This is a genomic window from Pectobacterium brasiliense (genome assembly GCF_013449685.1).
Lineage (GTDB): Bacteria > Pseudomonadota > Gammaproteobacteria > Enterobacterales > Enterobacteriaceae > Pectobacterium > Pectobacterium brasiliense_A.
This window is the reverse complement of the sequence record NZ_JACDSF010000016.1, coordinates 131,566-149,024: the sequence shown is the minus strand read 5'-3', so window position 1 is coordinate 149,024 and position 17,459 is coordinate 131,566. Positions and strand designations below refer to the sequence as shown.

Annotated in this window: 14 protein-coding genes and 1 other annotated feature; of the genes, 3 read left to right on the top strand and 11 right to left on the bottom strand. The window is 52.0% G+C overall.

Annotated features, from left to right (window positions below; translation table 11 throughout):
• Window positions 1-29: 29 nt before the first annotated feature.
• The 3 genes from nhaA to dnaK all read right to left on the bottom strand — a co-directional run bounded on the left by nhaA (window position 30) and on the right by dnaK (window position 4,663).
• Window positions 30-1,226 carry a Na+/H+ antiporter NhaA gene (gene nhaA / locus H0248_RS07120; RefSeq protein WP_180785301.1) on the bottom strand — a complete coding sequence of 399 codons (1,197 nt, stop codon included), beginning with the start codon at window positions 1,224-1,226 and terminating at the stop codon, window positions 30-32.
• 284 nt (window positions 1,227-1,510) lie between these two features.
• Window positions 1,511-2,647: a molecular chaperone DnaJ gene (dnaJ, locus tag H0248_RS07115; RefSeq protein WP_180785300.1), complete on the bottom strand. Its 1,137-nt coding sequence runs from the start codon at window positions 2,645-2,647 to the stop codon at window positions 1,511-1,513.
• A 108-nt stretch (window positions 2,648-2,755) separates the two neighbouring features.
• Window positions 2,756-4,663: a molecular chaperone DnaK gene (gene dnaK / locus H0248_RS07110; protein WP_180785299.1), complete on the bottom strand. Its 1,908-nt coding sequence runs from the start codon at window positions 4,661-4,663 to the stop codon at window positions 2,756-2,758.
• Between the two features lie 480 nt (window positions 4,664-5,143).
• Between dnaK and satP the strand changes: the two genes are divergently transcribed.
• The gene (satP, locus tag H0248_RS07105; RefSeq protein WP_180785298.1) at window positions 5,144-5,719 is read left to right on the top strand and encodes an acetate uptake transporter; all 576 of its coding nucleotides are present in this window, start codon (window positions 5,144-5,146) and stop codon (window positions 5,717-5,719) included.
• A gap of 114 nt (window positions 5,720-5,833) precedes the next feature.
• On the opposite strand, the gene H0248_RS07100 is transcribed toward satP, so the two are convergent.
• Entirely contained in the window at window positions 5,834-7,171 is a 1,338-nt protein-coding gene (locus H0248_RS07100) for an MFS transporter (RefSeq protein ID WP_180785297.1), read from the bottom strand.
• Window positions 7,172-7,294: 123 nt separating this feature from the next.
• The gene (mog, locus tag H0248_RS07095; RefSeq protein ID WP_180785296.1) at window positions 7,295-7,882 is read right to left on the bottom strand and encodes a molybdopterin adenylyltransferase; all 588 of its coding nucleotides are present in this window, start codon (window positions 7,880-7,882) and stop codon (window positions 7,295-7,297) included.
• A gap of 389 nt (window positions 7,883-8,271) precedes the next feature.
• Between mog and H0248_RS07090 the strand changes: the two genes are divergently transcribed.
• Window positions 8,272-9,360 (top strand): GGDEF domain-containing protein, encoded by a 1,089-nt coding sequence (locus H0248_RS07090; RefSeq protein WP_180785295.1) that lies wholly within the window; start codon window positions 8,272-8,274, stop codon window positions 9,358-9,360.
• Between the two features lie 73 nt (window positions 9,361-9,433).
• On the opposite strand, the gene tal is transcribed toward H0248_RS07090, so the two are convergent.
• Entirely contained in the window at window positions 9,434-10,387 is a 954-nt protein-coding gene (gene tal / locus H0248_RS07085; protein ID WP_180785294.1) for a transaldolase, read from the bottom strand.
• A 313-nt stretch (window positions 10,388-10,700) separates the two neighbouring features.
• On the opposite strand from tal, the gene yaaA reads away from it, so the two are divergent.
• On the top strand, window positions 10,701-11,474 hold the full coding sequence (yaaA, locus tag H0248_RS07080) for a peroxide stress protein YaaA (protein ID WP_180785293.1): 774 nt from the start codon (window positions 10,701-10,703) through the stop codon (window positions 11,472-11,474).
• Window positions 11,475-11,657: 183 nt separating this feature from the next.
• Here the strand turns inward: yaaA and thrC are convergent, their stop codons facing one another.
• The 5 genes from thrC to H0248_RS07055 form a co-directional block, all read right to left on the bottom strand.
• A complete protein-coding gene (gene thrC / locus H0248_RS07075; protein ID WP_039490697.1) occupies window positions 11,658-12,947 on the bottom strand; it encodes a threonine synthase in 1,290 nt (429 codons plus the stop codon).
• Between the two features lie 3 nt (window positions 12,948-12,950).
• Window positions 12,951-13,880 carry a homoserine kinase gene (thrB, locus tag H0248_RS07070; protein ID WP_039507167.1) on the bottom strand — a complete coding sequence of 310 codons (930 nt, stop codon included), beginning with the start codon at window positions 13,878-13,880 and terminating at the stop codon, window positions 12,951-12,953.
• Between the two features lie 2 nt (window positions 13,881-13,882).
• Window positions 13,883-16,342, bottom strand: a complete 2,460-nt coding sequence (gene thrA, locus H0248_RS07065) for a bifunctional aspartate kinase/homoserine dehydrogenase I (RefSeq protein ID WP_180785292.1) — start codon at window positions 16,340-16,342, stop codon at window positions 13,883-13,885.
• A gap of 91 nt (window positions 16,343-16,433) precedes the next feature.
• Window positions 16,434-16,549, bottom strand: a sequence feature (Thr leader region).
• Window positions 16,488-16,556, bottom strand: coding sequence for a thr operon leader peptide (gene thrL / locus H0248_RS22455; protein WP_014916714.1), 69 nt, complete (start codon window positions 16,554-16,556; stop codon window positions 16,488-16,490). (Overlaps the previous feature by 62 nt.)
• A 211-nt stretch (window positions 16,557-16,767) precedes the next feature.
• The gene (locus H0248_RS07055) at window positions 16,768-17,454 is read right to left on the bottom strand and encodes a tRNA/rRNA methyltransferase (RefSeq protein ID WP_180785291.1); all 687 of its coding nucleotides are present in this window, start codon (window positions 17,452-17,454) and stop codon (window positions 16,768-16,770) included.
• Window positions 17,455-17,459: the final 5 nt, after the last annotated feature.

Here is a 17,459-nt window from a genome sequence, read left to right as displayed (position 1 = left end):
TGCCCCCTCTTCGCGCCTCCGGCATAGCATCAACCCTTACACGGTTGCATCACCTTGTCCAGCGTAGACAACACAACACGTAGCGCCAGATAGCCAAGCAGCGCAGCCAGCCCCGATGCCAGCAGAATTCCCAGCTTGGCATAGGTAATCAATTCCGCATCGCCGCCGGAGAAGGCCAGTAGCGTAATAAATATCGACATGGTAAAGCCGATGCCACACAGCACTGACACCGCCACAATCTGGCTAAAGTGAACACCAGCAGGCAGACGCGCGTAGCCCAGTCGGATGGTTAGCCAACTGAACAAGGTAATGCCCAACGGTTTACCAATCAGCAACCCGGCGGCAATGCCTAGGCTCAAAGGGGAAAACAGTTTTTCCAACACAATCCCCTGCAATACAATGCCTGCGTTAGCGAAGGCAAACAGCGGGATAATCAGAAACGCGACCCACGTTTGTAAGCCATGCTCCAACGTGATTGCCGGAGAAGATTCGCCGTCGGACGTGCGCAAAGGAATAAAGAATCCGACAATCACCCCAGCCAGCGTCGCATGAACGCCACATTTCAGAATGCAAACCCACAAGACGGCCCCCACCAGCAAATAGGCGGAGGTTTTACCAACCTTCTGCCTGTTCATATAGGCCAGCGCTATAATCGCCAACGCCGCACCGCCCAGCGCAGGCCAGAAGATCTGCTGCGTATAAAACAGGGCAATGATCAGGATCGCCCCCAGATCGTCAATGATCGCCAGCGCCAGCAGGAAGACTTTCAGCCCCGCGGGAACCCGCTTGCCCAATAGCGTCAGCACGCCAATAGCAAACGCGATATCTGTCGCAGCGGGAATCGCCCAGCCAGCGCGCGTCACTTCATCATTCGCGTTGAAAAGAAGAAAGAGCAAGGCAGGAAACATCATTCCGCCTACCGCAGCCGCCAGTGGCAACATCGCCTGCTGGCGGCTGGCTAACGAGCCTTCGATAAGCTCGCGTTTCACTTCCAAACCAATCAGCAGGAAGAAAACTGCCATCAGGCCATCGTTAATCCACAGCAGCAGATTCTTATTGATTTCGAGTGCGCCAAACCGCATTTCCACCGGCATCATTAGAAATTGCTGATAGCCAGCGGCGGTAGCAGACCAATTGGCAAACGTGAGCGCCAATACTGTCGCCATCATTAACATCACGCCAGCCGCCGCATCCAACTGAATAAAACGGCGAATCATTGTTATCATTGACTTCATCTCCCATGAGGCACGAGCGTTAATACCGTACGCCCGCTTTCTTGCTGGCAAGATTACGCAATCTAACCACTCGTTAAAAGCAGATTAAAGCTGGCTTAATCATCGTAAAAAACGATCTATTGAATTGAGGCTATCAAGAGAAGGGAATAAAAAAACGTTGGAAACGTTTTTCAACGTTGCACAGCAACGGCCATAAGGTGACGGACGGATGTCCGTCATAAAAAAACCGGCAGGTTTACCCCACCGGTTTCTTATCACGCGTTAACGACAAACCATTAACGGGTTAAATCATCGAAAAATTTCTTCACGCCATCGAAAAAGTTTTTCGAGCGTGGGCTATTTCTCTCGCCAGACGGGCCACCGAAGCTCTCATCAAGCTCTTGCAGCAGTTGTCTTTGACGCTCGTTCAGGTTAACCGGCGTTTCGACAACCACACGGCACAGCAGATCGCCCTGCGCACCACCACGTACCGATTTCACGCCCTTGCCACGCATACGGAACAGTTTACCGGTTTGCGTTTCCGCAGGCACTTTCAGCTTCACGCGGCCATCCAGCGTAGGAACTTCAATCTCGCCACCTAATGCTGCCATCGCAAAATTGATCGGCACTTCGCAGTACAGATTGTTTTCTTCACGCTGGAAGATCGGGTGCGCTTTAACCTGCACCTGAACGTACAAATCACCTGACGGTGCACCGTGCTCGCCCGCTTCGCCTTCACCAGACAAACGGATACGGTCGCCCGTGTCCACGCCCGCCGGAATTTTCACCGACAGCGTTTTGCTTTTCTCTACGCGGCCATGGCCGTGACATTTGACGCACGGATCTTTAATGATCTTACCGCGACCATGACAGTGCGGACATGCTTGCTGCACGGTAAAGAAGCCCTGACGCATCTGAACCTGACCGTTCCCATGACAGGTTGGACAGGTGATCGGGGAGCTACCCGGTTTCGCGCCGTTACCGTGGCACACATCACACTCTTCGAGTGCGGGAATACGGATCTCTTTGGTGACGCCACGTACCGCTTCTTCTAGCGTCAGCTCCATGTTGTAGCGTAAATCGGATCCACGGCTCGCGCGCTGACGGCGACCGCCGCCAAAGATGTCCCCGAACACGTCGCCAAAAATATCACCAAAATCGGCACCGCCGCCGCCAAAGCCACCGCCGCCTCCGCCCATACCACCTTGCTCAAACGCAGCATGACCGTACTGATCGTAGGCTGCGCGTTTTTGCGAATCGATAAGGATTTCGTAAGCTTCTTTGATCTCTTTGAACTTGGCTTCTGCCTCGCTATCACCAGGATTACGATCCGGGTGGTACTTCATCGCCAGACGCTTGTAGGCTTTCTTTATTTCGCGATCGTCCGCGTTTTTAGCAACGCCCAGGCTTTCGTAATAATCTTGCTTCGCCATTTCTTTTCCTGCCCCTCAACATGCGTGCACGGGCGCAGAGTTTCCTCGACGCCCGTGCTGATTGCCAGCAATAGCCCTGTAGCTGCTATTGCGCCCGCTTAAGGGCGATTACTTTTTATCTTTGACTTCTTCAAACTCAGCATCAACGACATCGTCGTCGCGACGAGCAGAGGCATCATCAGCGGCACCTTCAGCACCTGGCTGTGGCTGAGACGCTTCCAGCAGCTTGCCGGAAACCTGAACCAGCGCCTGAATTTTCGCTTCAATGTCTGCTTTGTCTTCGCCTTTCAGCGCGCTTTCCAGCGCTTTCAGTGCATCGTCAATGGCAGTTTTATCATCAGCGGCCAGTTTGTCGCCCACTTCTTCCAACTGCTTACGCGTGCTGTGCAGTAGGTGATCGCCTTGGTTACGCGCCTGAACCAGCTCTTCAAACTTACGGTCAGATTCCGCATTTGCTTCCGCATCACGTACCATTTTCTGGATTTCTTCTTCGTTCAGACCAGAAGACGCCTTGATGGTGATTTTCTGCTCGCGACCGCTGTTTTTGTCTTTCGCGGAAACGTGCAGGATACCGTCAGCATCGATGTCAAAAGTCACTTCGATCTGTGGCATACCGCGCGGTGCAGCCTGAATACCATCCAGGTTAAACTGACCCAGAGATTTGTTATCGTGCGAACGCTTACGCTCACCCTGCAGAACATGAATCGTTACCGCAGACTGGTTGTCTTCCGCCGTAGAGAACACTTGACTGTGTTTCGTCGGGATCGTCGTGTTTTTAGCGATCAGTGCTGTCATCACGCCGCCCATGGTTTCGATACCCAGAGACAGTGGGGTTACGTCCAGCAGCAGAACGTCTTTCACGTCGCCCGACAAGACACCGCCCTGAACCGCAGCACCGATAGCAACCGCTTCGTCCGGGTTCACGTCTTTACGTGGCTCTTTACCGAAGAAGTCAGCAACTTTCTTCTGTACCAGAGGCATACGCGTCTGACCACCAACCAGAATCACGTCCTGAATTTCAGAAACGGACAGGCCAGCATCCTGCAACGCGACTTTCAGCGGCTCCAGAGAACGGTTCACCAGCTCTTCAACCAGTGATTCCAGTTTCGCACGCGTCACTTTGATGTTCAGGTGCTTAGGACCGGTCGCATCTGCCGTGATGTACGGCAGGTTAACGTCGGTCTGCTGTGCAGAAGACAGCTCGATCTTGGCTTTTTCTGCCGCTTCTTTCAGACGCTGCATCGCCAGTGGATCGTTGCGCAGGTCGAAACCTTGCTCTTTCTTAAATTCGTCAACCAGATAGTTGATCAGACGGCTATCGAAGTCTTCACCACCCAGGTGGGTATCACCGTTGGTTGCCAGAACTTCAAAAGTTTTTTCGCCATCAACTTCGTCGATTTCGATGATGGAAATATCGAACGTACCGCCGCCCAGGTCGTAAACCGCGATAGTGCGGTTGCCAACTTCTTTATCCAAACCGTACGCCAGCGCTGCCGCTGTCGGTTCGTTGATGATACGTTTGACTTCCAGACCCGCGATACGGCCGGCGTCTTTGGTTGCCTGACGCTGCGCATCGTTGAAGTAAGCCGGTACGGTGATAACCGCTTCGGTGATCGTCTCACCCAGATAGTCTTCCGCCGTCTTCTTCATTTTTTTCAGCACTTCAGCTGAAATCTGCGGCGGAGCCATTTTCTGATCTTTCACTTCCAGCCATGCATCGCCATTATCTGCCGCGATAATTTTGTACGGCATGATGTTGGCATCGCGCTGAACCTCTTCGTCTTTGAAACGACGGCCAATCAGGCGCTTGATAGCAAACAGTGTATTTTTCGGGTTGGTCACTGCCTGACGTTTAGCCGGTTGGCCAACCAGAGTTTCACCGTCTTGCGTATAAGCAATGATTGAAGGCGTGGTGCGATCGCCTTCACTATTTTCCAGTACTTTTACCTGAGTACCGTCAATAATCGCGACACAAGAGTTGGTTGTACCCAGGTCGATACCAATAATCTTACCCATCTAAACATCTCCACTAAAAAGTCATATTCGGTATGGTGGTTAAACCTACTGTGCGGGCAAAATGTCGTTTTTCAACAAGATTTCTCGTTTTCCAACGACACACCCTCGTTTTCATCAGCAGCACACGTTTCATTTTTATGCTAACCACCGATGTAACGGCCCGACACACGCCTTTGCGGCAGGTCAAACTGTTTCGGTTGGAAATAAGATGGGGCCAACATTTCTATCATCAAGGGGGAAGATGAAAAAAAATGACCTTTATCCCTCTTATGATCAAACTATTCTGCCTTCCCCATGTTGTGTCCGTTCCAAACGACCGATATGATGCCGCGCCCGCCGCAGAAATGGGACATTTCCCTACATAATGGCGGGCAATAACACCTAAACGACACCTATCCCAACGTGATTGGCGCACTCGCTAACCTTAATGCCGCGCCCGACACGAAGGGACTATTAATAATCTGTTATTGCAGAGGATTTATGAGCACGAACACGTTGGCAAATCCTGGTCCATTAGGACTGATGGGCTTCGGGATGACCACTATTCTGTTGAACCTGCACAACGCAGGCTTTTTCCCACTTTCTTCCATCATTCTCAGCATGGGTATTTTCTACGGCGGTATTGCCCAGATTCTGGCTGGCCTGCTGGAATATAAAAAAGGGAATACGTTTGGCGTGACCGCATTTACGTCTTATGGCGCATTCTGGCTAACGCTGGTTGCCATTCTCGTACTGCCAAAAATGGGTTTGGCGGAAGCCAGCGACGCACAGTTCCTTGGCGTGTTCCTTGGTCTGTGGGGCGTCTTCACACTGTTTATGTTCTTCGGCACCTTCGGCACTAACCGTGCACTGCAATTTGTCTTCGGCAGCCTGACAGTGCTGTTTGCTCTGCTGGCCGTAGGCAATTGTACCGGCAACCACGCCCTGCTGACCTTCGCGGGTTACGAAGGCATCATCTGTGGCGCTAGCGCAATTTATCTGGCGATGGCTGAAGTGCTGAACGAGAAGTTTGGCCGCACCGTACTGCCAATTGGTGCTCGTGGCGCGTCTCACTAAGTTCTGACGCCATACCTGTACCAACGCAATCCTGCGTTTCATGCAAACGAGCCCTGTCAGATTGGCAGGGCTCGTTTGTTTTTAATGCCGTGCTATTTTTTGATAACAGCGTGCTTAAACTTCGACAGGTGAACGATCACGCGCGTCGCTATCGGCCGAAGCACGCGAGTCCGCATCCAAATCGCGCTGCAAATAAATACCCAACAGCAACCCCACGGCAGCCAGCGTCAGGACATAGAAGGCAGGCGCCATCGGCGTCGCCTTCATAATCAGCGTCACGAAGACGGGCGTCAGGCCACCGAAAATGGCGTAGGAAACGTTGTAGGAAAAAGAAATCCCAGAGAACCGTACCGCCGCTGGGAATGCCCGTACCATGACATACGGTACGCCCCCCACCACACCAACGCTGAGCCCCACAATCGCATAGCTGACAAAGAGCAACATAGTACTGCTTGCTGCCGAGCTATAAAAGAACCCGCTACAGGCAGCCAGCAACAGGCTACCCACAATGAACAACTTGCTGGCACCGAAGCGGTCAACCAGTAGACCCGCGCCGACACAACCCACCATCAGCGCAATCGTTGCCAGACAGTTCGCCTGCAATGCCAGCGCAGCAGGGATGCCGTGGACTTTTTGCAGGTAGGTCGGTGCCATCAGAATAACGACGACAATGCACGCAGACAGCAGCCAGGTCAGCAGCATTGAAACCACAACCGCGCGTTTATGATTTAAGACGACAGATTTCAGCGGCAGCTCTTCCGCCAGCTTTTTCTGCTCACGCATCTCCATAAAAATGGGGGTTTCCTGCAACCAGCGGCGCAGATACATGGCGACAAGACCGAATACTCCGCCAATAAAGAACGGCAGACGCCAGCCGCCGCCAGACATCTGCTCTGGCGTGAGCACCGTGTTCAGCAACGTCGCGATCAGCGAACCCAGCAGAATCCCCATCGTTAAGCCGGCAGTCAACGTACCGCAGGCAAACCCAATACGGGCGCGAGGCACATGCTCCGCAACGAAGACCCATGCACCGGGGACTTCCCCACCGATTGCGGCACCTTGCAGCACACGCATTAACAGCAGTAAAAGTGGTGCCGCAATACCAATAGCTTCATAGGTTGGCAGCAAGCCCATTGCCAGCGTCGGTAACGCCATCAGCAATATGCTCAGGCTGAACATTTTCTTACGTCCGCTCTTGTCGCCAAAGTGAGCCATGATGATTCCCCCAAGCGGGCGGGCCAGATAGCCTGCGGCGAAAATACCGAACGTCTGTACCTGCCGCAGCCATTCAGGAATATCGGGTGGGAAAAAGAGATCGCCAATCACGGCAGCAAAGAAGACGAAAATAATAAAATCGTAAAACTCTAACGCGCCACCCAGCGCAGCCAGAGACAGCGTTTTATAGTCCTGCCGGTTCAACTGGCGAGGATGGGCGTGTGGGTTCTGAGTCATAAGTTACCGTGCATTGCCAGAGTGAGAAAAAACATCACCGCAGTGTGTAAAGTATAAATTACTATAGCGGCAAAATTTTTATACACCAGCAAAGCTGAATCTTATGTTTCAAATCGCCTAACTTCAGTTTTTTATTTCGCGCACGGCATTTTTAGGGCGAAAAGCTGCTACCACATCCGAATTGGTTTCAATATAAGGGCCTTCCAGCAACTGGATACAATACGGTACGCTGGCAAAAATACCGGCGACAACCACCTTGCCATCTGCATCTTTTAAGCCTTCCAGCGTTTCCTTAATCGACTTGGGTTGCCCTGGAAGATTAAGAATCAGCGCCTGTTTACGCAGCACGCCCACCTGACGGGAAAGGATCGCGGTAGGAACAAAGCGCAGGCTGATCTGACGCATTTGCTCGCCAAACCCCGGCATTTCTCGATCGGCAACGGCCATCGTGGCATCCGGCGTGACATCACGACGTGCAGGCCCCGTTCCCCCAGTTGTCAGCACCAGATGACAGCCACGTTCATCAACCAGTTCACAGAGCGTTTGTTCAATCATCGGCTGTTCATCTGGCACCAGCCGAGTTTCCACTTCAAAAGGCGTGGTCAACGCGCTGCGGAGCCAAGATTCCAGCTCTGGGATGCCTTTATCCTGATAAATCCCGCCGGAAGCACGATCGGATACGGAAACCAAGCCAATACGCAATACGTTCATAAGCACCTCAGTTTAAACAAAACACCAATTTTATCAGGATATTGACGGCTTTTAGCAAACAATTCGCTCTCATGAGGAAATTCACACGATGTTCGTTATTTCACGCTGAGTGCGGTATGACATTTGATAATAATTATTAAATAGCGTCTCAAAAAAAGTCAGGACATGACTTAAATTAATAATAACACAGCGCAATTAAAATTTAAGAATAGTAGGCAAATAAAAAAGATCGCTAACCCATTAAGAGCGGGTGAAATACGCTGATAGATTAAAGAGAAAAGGATGATATCCACCACGACAGAGCATCACGTTAAATCAAATAATATGATAAAATTAAAGCACTTCTTTAGTATCACTAAAAATAAAAAAGCCCTATCAAGGAAGTCGCCATGACCGACCTTAAGTATAAAATACTTAAACTTTTTGCCCATCCGACATACGCGTTTTTTCTGTTCGGTGCGATTTCCTTTATCTTCACCATCATTATTATGCATGAAGCCAATAAGTCGACCTGGAAAACAGAACGGATAAATCTCGATACCGCGATCAAAACCTACGGTTCTTACACCAACAGCGGTGAAGTAACAGAAAGCGATATGATTCGGCAATCCGGTACTTATTTATTGTCACGTACCAGAACATTTGCCTTTAACACTCGGGATTCACGTAGCGAATGTATAAACAAGCTTTCCTCTTCCGATCTCAACTTCAACGATATGGCCGTTATTCGCACCTGCCAAAATAAACTGCCCTCTATCGGGGACTATGCGGGTAAAAACACGCTGACAATTATTTTCCCTATTCTGTCACCAACCGATGAATTACTGGGTATTTGGATAAGAACGACGTCAGAAAGCCCACCACCATCATTTATCCAGACGCTATTTTCCCTGTCATCAACCCTCATTATTGTTGGTAGCGTACTCCTTTTCGCTATTTTAGGCAGCCTGCTCTCAGTGCTGACGAAAAAATATTTGGTGGAGTTGCCCATCATCGCGCGGTATGACGATCTCACCGGTTATTTACGGCGAGATGCGTTCGTTATGGCCGCAAATAAAGCCTTTAGTATCGCTAACCTGACCAAGCGCCCCGTTAGCGTCATTCTGATCGACATTGACTACTTTAAGCAGGTGAATGATAGCTTTGGCCATAGCGTCGGGGATGATGCGCTGAAGTTTGTCGGCGACACCTTCAAAAAATCATTTCGCCGCGAAGATATTTTTGGCCGTATTGGCGGCGATGAATTCGCGATCGTATTACCGAATATCGGATTAGACGATGCGTACACCATCGTGGACAAAGCAAGAGAGCGCGTGAGCGACACACCTTGTGAAACAACCGCTGGGGCTATCAGGCTGACGGTCAGTATTGGGCTGGTTGAATACTATATCGCTGGGGAAGATCTCAGCGAGGTCATGAAACGTGCCGATGATAATCTTTATATCGCGAAGAAAACACGTAACGCGACGGAAAAATAAATGTATCCCCGCGATACCAAATTGCAGACAAAAAAATAGCCGGAATTCCCGGCTATTTTTATCCGCAGAATGCTTACAGTAAATCTGCGATCATCTTCTCCAGTTTTTCCTGGTCGATAGCAAATTTACGGATCCCGTCGGCCAGTTTATCAATCGCCATTGGATCCTGGTTGTGCTGCCAGTAGAACTCAGCTTCTGTCATTTTCGCCGGACGAACTTTCACGTCACCAACGTAAGACAGCTTGCGAACCACTTCGCCTTCGCTTTCTGACAGCTCTTTCAGCAGGGCGGGTGCAATCGTCAGACGGTCACACCCGGCCAGTTCCAGAATCTCACCGACGTTACGGAAGCTCGCGCCCATCACAACGGTTTCATAGCCGTGCTCTTTGTAGTAGTCGTAGATTTCGCTAACGGAAACCACGCCTGGATCTTCATTCGGCGCGAATTCTTTCTTATCGCCATTGGCTTTGTACCAGTCAAGAATACGGCCAACGAATGGAGAAATCAGGAACACGCCCGCTTCAGCACAAGCGCGCGCCTGTGCAAAGGAGAACAGCAGCGTCAGGTTACAGTTGATGCCTTCTTTTTCCAGTTGCTCCGCCGCGCGGATGCCCTGCCAGGTTGAAGCCAGTTTAATCAGGATACGCTCGTTACTGATGCCTGCGTCGTTGTACAGCTTGATCAGGTGTTTTGCCTTCGCCACGCTGGCTTCGGTGTCATAAGACAAGCGCGCATCCACTTCTGTGGAGATGCGGCCGGGGATCAATTTTAAAATTTCGAGACCGATATTGACCGCCAGTTTATCCGTGGCATCCACGACCTGCTGTTTGCGATCGCTGCTCTGCTCACGCGCCCAGGCAATTGCCTCGTCGATCAGCTTGCGGTATTCAGGAATTTGCGCAGCGTTCAGAATCAGTGAAGGGTTGGTGGTCGCATCTTGCGGTTGGTACAGTTTCATTGCCGCAATATCGCCGGTATCAGCTACAACCGTGGTCAGTTGGCGTAGGGAAGTCAGTTTATCCGTCATGTTGGCATGTCTCGTTGTTTATACGTGGTGCTCGTGAATGAAAATAGCTCGTATATGAATCGACTGGTTATCTAATCGGGTGGCCGTCTGTTTTGCGCCGAAATCTGATAATAACACGCGCACTTTCCCGCGCAAGCCAGCCTTTTCCCACTCGCCCCTGCAACGGTGCTTACACGCCGATAAGACGCCATATTTTCCCCTTCTCGAACACGCGGGAACGAGAAAGACGAGGCGTATTATAGCTATCGCCGTTTTCTTACTACGTTCTTGCTATAGTAGGTGCATCAAAAATCAGACCGACAGGACATGGCGCATGCTTATTACTATTTCACCCGCAAAAACGCTCGACTACACCAGTCCTTTGGCAACGACGCGTTATACCCAGCCGGAACTTCTGGACTATTCCAGCCAGTTGATTGATGTGTGTAAAAAACTGACGCCGGCACAGATCGCTTCTCTGATGAGCATCAGCGATAAACTGGCTGACCTGAACGCAGGTCGCTTTAGCGATTGGCAGCCGAATTTCACACCTGAGAACGCGCGTCAGGCGCTGCTGGCGTTTAAGGGCGACGTCTATACCGGATTGGCCGCAGAAGATTTCAGCGAGGAGGACTTCGATTTCGCTCAACAGCATCTGCGTATGCTGTCAGGTCTGTATGGTGTGTTGCGCCCGCTGGATTTGATGCGGGCGTATCGGTTGGAAATGGGCACCAGGCTGGAAAATAAAGCCGGTAAAGATCTCTACAGTTTCTGGGGCGACACCATTACTGAAAAGCTGAATCAGGCGCTGCGCGAACAAGGCGACGATGTGCTGGTTAATTTAGCATCGGACGAATATTTCAAAGCCGTTAAACCGAAAAAGCTCAATGCCCGTCTGATCAAGCCCGTTTTCCTGGATGAGAAAAACGGTAAGTTTAAGGTAATCAGTTTCTACGCTAAGAAAGCTCGCGGTCTGATGAGCCGTTTCATTATTCAAAACCGCCTGACTCAACCAGAGCAGTTGAAAGCGTTTAATCTGGAAGGTTACTTTTTCGAGGCTGCGGACTCTTCAGCTAACGAGCTGGTGTTCAAGCGTCACGAACAGTAAATATACCCGTCATACTTCAAGCTGCATGTGCGTTGGCTACGGTCATTCACCCGAATCACTTACCTGAGTAAGCTCATCGGGATTCACTCTCTTGCCGCCTTCCTGCAACTCGAATTATTTAGGGTATAAATAGTACGATAGGCAAAAAAGAAAGGCGGCGAAAACGCCGCCCTTTCAATCGATTTATTCCGGCAGTGACATCAGGAACTCACGCAGCTTCGCAAAATCATCCGGGAAGTTGTGCGACAGCAGATCCAGATCGGCACGCTCAGCGAGCGCTTCCGGCAGATCCAGTTCTTTGCCAAGAATGTCTTCTACGCTTTCCTTGAATTTCGCTGGGTGCGCCGTACCCAGGAACAGGCCAAACTCACCGGCTTGCAGTTGATCGCGCAGCAGACGGTAAGCAATCGCCGCGTGCGGCTCTGAAAGATAGCCTAACGCATCCAGCTCATGCATGGTTTCTTTCGTCGTCTCATCGCTCACTGCGCCAAAGCCCAGCGTTTTCAACTGCCAGTTCTTACGGCGGAACAACTCTTCCACGCGCGGCCAGTTGTTCGGCTGGCTTACGTCCATCGCGTTGGATAAGGTTGCCACCGTTTTATTCGGTTCCCAATTTCCGCTGCTCAGGAAACGCGGCACGGTGTCATTGGCGTTGGTCGCCGCGATGAAGCGCTTAATCGGCAGACCCAGCGATTTTGCCAGCAGACCGGCAGTCAGATCGCCGAAGTTACCACTCGGCACAGAAACCACCAGTTGGTTACGGGCTTCCTGCGGCAGTTGTGCAACGGCTTCAAAGTAGTAGCAAATTTGCGCCAGCAAACGGCTGATGTTGATGGAATTTGCTGAGTTCAGGCCAATCGCCTTTTTCAGTTCTTCATCATCAAACGCCTTTTTCACCAACGCCTGACAGGCATCGAAATCGCTGTCGATAGCGATGGTGTGAATATTGCCACCCAGCGTACAGAACAGTTTTTCCTGCAACGGGCTGATCTTGCCCTGCGGATACAAAATCACAACGCGGACATTTTCCAGACCGTAAAAGGCGTGCGCCACAGCGGCACCGGTGTCGCCAGAGGTCGCCGTCAGAATAGTGATTTTCTCGTCGCCAGACACTTCCGTCAGCATTTGCGCCATAAAGCGGCCGCCGAAGTCTTTAAAGGCCAGCGTCGGGCCGTGGAACAGCTCCAGCGCAGCGATATCTTCCGCAACTGGCGCAACCGGAGCCGGGAATGCAAAGGCCGCTTTCACACGCTCAAACACCGTTTCGGTCGCAATTTCATCACCGATATAGGCAGACAGAATGCGGCTGCTGCGGGTCACAAAATCCAGATCCAACAGAGCATCGATTTCAGTGCGCTCGAATTCCGGCAGTTCCAGCGGGAAGAACAGCCCTTGCTGGCTACCCAGCCCTTGCTTGATAGCCTGAGCAAAACTGACCTGCTCGTTATGATCTTTAAGGTTGTACAGTTTCATGCGTTATCCCAGTTGTCGTGCGCCAGTCGTATCAAGACGGCAAATATGAACAAAACCTTCATCGTTCTGCAAATAGTTATCCCGCAGCCAGTCGGCCAGACGCTGTGCGCTCGCCATGTCGTTGCAGACGGAGAATAACGTTGGGCCAGAGCCGGAAATACCGCAGGCCAGCGCCCCGATATCTTCAGCAGCCTGGCGAGCGGCAGCAAAGCCGGGCAGCAGTTTCGTCCGATAAGGTTCCGCGATGACATCCTTCATCAGTTTTGCCGCCAGCGCGGCCTGTCCGGTATGGCAAGCGTGGATAAAGCCCGCCAGATAACGGCCGTGGCTGATGCAATCCTGACGACGATATTGCGCAGGCAGAATCGCGCGCGCTTCAGCAGTGGAGACTTTAATCCCCGGATACGCCATGACCCACAGCCAGTCATCGAATGACGGCACAGGCTGGCTGATGATGCCGTTTTCTTCCAGCATCAGTTGGACGCCGCCGAGAAAACACGGGGCAACGTTATCGTAGTGAACGCTGCCGGAAATGCGCCCTTCCAGCTCACCCATCAGCGTCAGCAGACGGTTATCATCCAGCGGCTTACCGCAAAATTCGTTCATCGCCATCAGCCCAGCGACGACAGAACAGGCGCTGGAACCGAGCCCTGAACCAATCGGCATATTCTTTTCGAGCGTCATCGCCACTGGCACGGTTTTGCCAATTTCCTGACAGAACAGTTCCCAACATTGATACACAATGTTTTCTTTCGGGTTATCCGGCAGCTTGCTAACAAAACGCCCTTCATTACGCAGGCTGAACAGATCGGCGGCTTCAACAGAGACGCAATCCCCCAGCAATGAACCGTCTACCGGCGAGACGGCCGCACCCAGCACATCAAACCCAACGCTAACGTTACCGATTGATGCAGGTGCATACACCTTAACCATAATTATGCTCCCAACTTCCATGACAAGGTGCGCAGCAGATCTGCGAACACACCAGCAGCGGTAACATCGTTACCCGCGCCATAACCGCGTAACACGAGCGGCAGTGGCTGATAATAACGGCTGTAGAATGCCAGGGCATTCTCGCCATCTTTGACTTTAAACAGCGGATCGTTGCCGCCAACAGCACTGATTTTGACCTTACAGCGGCCTTCTTCAATCACGCCGACATAGCGCAACACTTTACCTTCATCACGCGCTTGTGCAACACGGCTGGCAAATTCATCATCAGCCGACGGCAGGCGCTGCATGAAGCTGGCAACATCGCCGGAGGCATCGAAGCTGGCAGGCAGAACGGATTCCACCTCAATATCGCCCAATTCCAGTTGATAGCCCGCTTCACGCGCCAGAATCAGCAGCTTACGCGCCACGTCCATACCGGACAGATCGTCACGCGGATCGGGCTCGGTATAGCCTTTCTCTTTCGCCTGCGTGGTCGCTTCCGACAGCGACATGCCTTCATCAAGTTTACCGAAAATAAAGGACAGCGAGCCAGAGAGAATACCGGTAAAGCGAATCAGCTCATCACCCGCATTCAGCAAATTTTGCAGGTTCTCAATCACCGGCAGGCCTGCACCGACGTTAGTGTCATACAGGAAGCGACGGCGGGATTTCGCCGCGGCGCTACGCAGTTGGTGATAATAGTTCATCGACCCCGTGTTGGCTTTCTTGTTTGGCGTCACGACATGGAAACCGTCGGCCAGGAAATCCACGTACTGATCGGCCACAGCCTGATTCGACGTACAGTCAACGATCACCGGGTTCAGCAGATGGTACTCTTTAACCAGACGGATCAGACGGCCCAGATTAAATGGTTCGCGGGCTTTACCCAGCTCTTCATGCCAGTTTTCCATCGAGATGCCGTTAATATTGGTCAGCATCGCTTTTGAGTTGGCGATCCCACACACGCGCAGGTCGATATGCTTGTCTTTCAGCCACGGCTGCTGGCGGTGGATCTGATCCAGCAGTGCACCACCCACGCCACCGACGCCGATCACAAACACGTCGATCACCTGATCGGTGTTAAACAGCATCTGGTGGGCAACACGTACGCCAGTGGTGGCGACATCGTTATTCACCACGACAGAGATAGAACGCTCGGAGGAGCCCTGCGCGATAGCCACGATATTGATATTTGCCGTCGCCAACGCCGAGAACAGGCGCGCAGACAAGCCGCGCAGCGTGCGCATGCCATCGCCTACCACAGAGAGGATCGCCAGACGCTCCATCACATCCAGCGGTTCCAGCACGCCTTCTTTCAGTTCTAGATAGAATTCGTCTTCTAGCGTTTTTCTAGCACGCGCCAGCTCGTTTTGCGATACGCAGAAGCTGATGCTGTATTCGGAAGATGACTGCGTAATCAGAACAACAGAGATACCCGCGCGCGACATCGCAGCAAACACACGCGCCGCCATGCCTACCATGCCTTTCATGCCAGGGCCGGAGACGTTAACCATCGCCATATTGTTCAGGTTGGTAATGCCTTTCACCGGATACTGCGTATCCGTGCTGTCCATACCGATGAGCGTACCGGGAGCCTGAGGATTTTCGGTGTTTTTGATGAGGCAGGGAATTTGGAACTGGGCGATAGGAGCGATAGTGCGGGGGTGGAGGACTTTGGCGCCAAAATAGGACAGCTCCATCGCCTCCTGATAGGACATCGACTTCAATAATCGAGCGTCCGGCACCTGACGCGGATCGCAGGTATAAACGCCGTCCACATCGGTCCAGATCTCACAACAGTCGGCACGTAAACACGCAGCCAGTACCGCAGCAGAATAGTCAGAACCGTTCCGGCCCAGCACGACCAGTTCCCCTTTGTCGTTACCGGCAGTAAAGCCTGCCATCAGGATCACATGATCTTTCGGGATGGCACTTTCAGCGATGCGGCGAGTCGACTCCGTGATATCCACGGTGGATTCAAGATAGTGTCCCTGCGCCAGCAGCTTCTCAACCGGGTTGATAACGGAGACCCCATAGCCGCGCGCCTGAAAGACCGCTTCCATGATGGCGATAGACAGTTTTTCCCCTCGGCAGATGATCGCAGCGTTCACACTATCAGGGCACTGGCCCAGCAGCGCGATGCCGTGCAGAACGTGTTTCAGCTGTGCAAATTCCTGATCCACGAATGCCTTCAGGCGGGCATGGTCAAAGCTGGGTTGAGACGCGGCAAGGCCTTGCAGCAGCGAAGAAAAGATCGTTTCGGCGTCGTTTAAATGAGGCAGGATATCTTGTCCGGCGACGGTTTTCTCAATCATGGCAACCAGATGGTTGGTAATTTTCGCCGGAGCGGACAATACGGTAGCCACCTGTCCCTGGCGCGCGTTGTTCTCGATAATGTCGGCAACGCGTGCAAAACGCTCCGCATTTGCTACTGAAGTCCCGCCAAATTTCAACACTCGCATTTTTATCTGTTCTCCTGAATTTCTGCCAACCAAACGCCGAAAGCGTTTTTTGTATGCCGCTTACAGACGGCGTTGAGGGATAACCTGCCATAAAAAAAAAGCCCGCACTGTTCGGTGCGGGCTTTTTCTGGAATCTTTATATGCGTCAGCCCGCACCGTTACTGGTTGTATCGGTGATGGTAATAATCGTGGTGATTAGGCTGATAGTGCGCATGCTAAAATTGAATCTCATTAGAAGTAGAGTTATCTGCCCTATTAGTTAGGCCAATCGCCCTTTGAAGTCAACGGATTTCTTTTTTTTCTTCTCGCCGAAGGAAAAATCCCTGCCGCTCAACCCACTGCCTAAACAGGAATAAGCCGGACAAACCGTTGTCAAAATACGTGACTCAAGATGTTCGACTGCCAAAAAAGCCATCTCTGCTATCTTATTTCGGCAATCTTTTTTCAATGTCGTGTAGCAACCGATGAAGCATCGCCGTATCGCGTTGCTCTAAACGCCCTAGCCGCTGATGCAACCAGTCCCGCAGTTTTGCATCGTCTTCAACCGCCAGATTGACCAGTAGCCGCTCCATACGATCGCGCAGCGCCGATAACTGCCCCGCCACCGCTGGCTGTGTCGCTTCCGGTTTGACCTGCATGAGATCAGCCAGTTGGTAACAATACACCATCACCGCCTGACCAAGATTCAGCGAGGGATAATCCGCTTTCATCGGCACGCCAGTCAGCACATCCGCCAGTTCGAGCTCTTCATTCGTCAGGCCAACATCTTCCCGACCAAACACCAGCGCCGCAGACGCCATCCATTGAACCTTCTCCTGCAATACGCCAGTCAGTTCCGCTGGCGTGCAGTAATAACGATATTTCGCCCGGCTGCGCGCGGTGGTCGCGACCGTAAAATCGATATCTGCCAGTGCTTCCGTCAACGTGGAAAACACCTGTACGTTATCCAGAATATCTCCTGACCCGTGCGCCACCCAGCGGGCGGCGGGCTCCTGATGTACCGCGCTACCGACAATACGCAAGCTGCTGAACCCCATCGTTTTCATCGCACGAGCGGCCGCCCCGACATTTTCAGCCCGAGCGGGCTCAACCAAAATAATATGAAACTGCATAGACT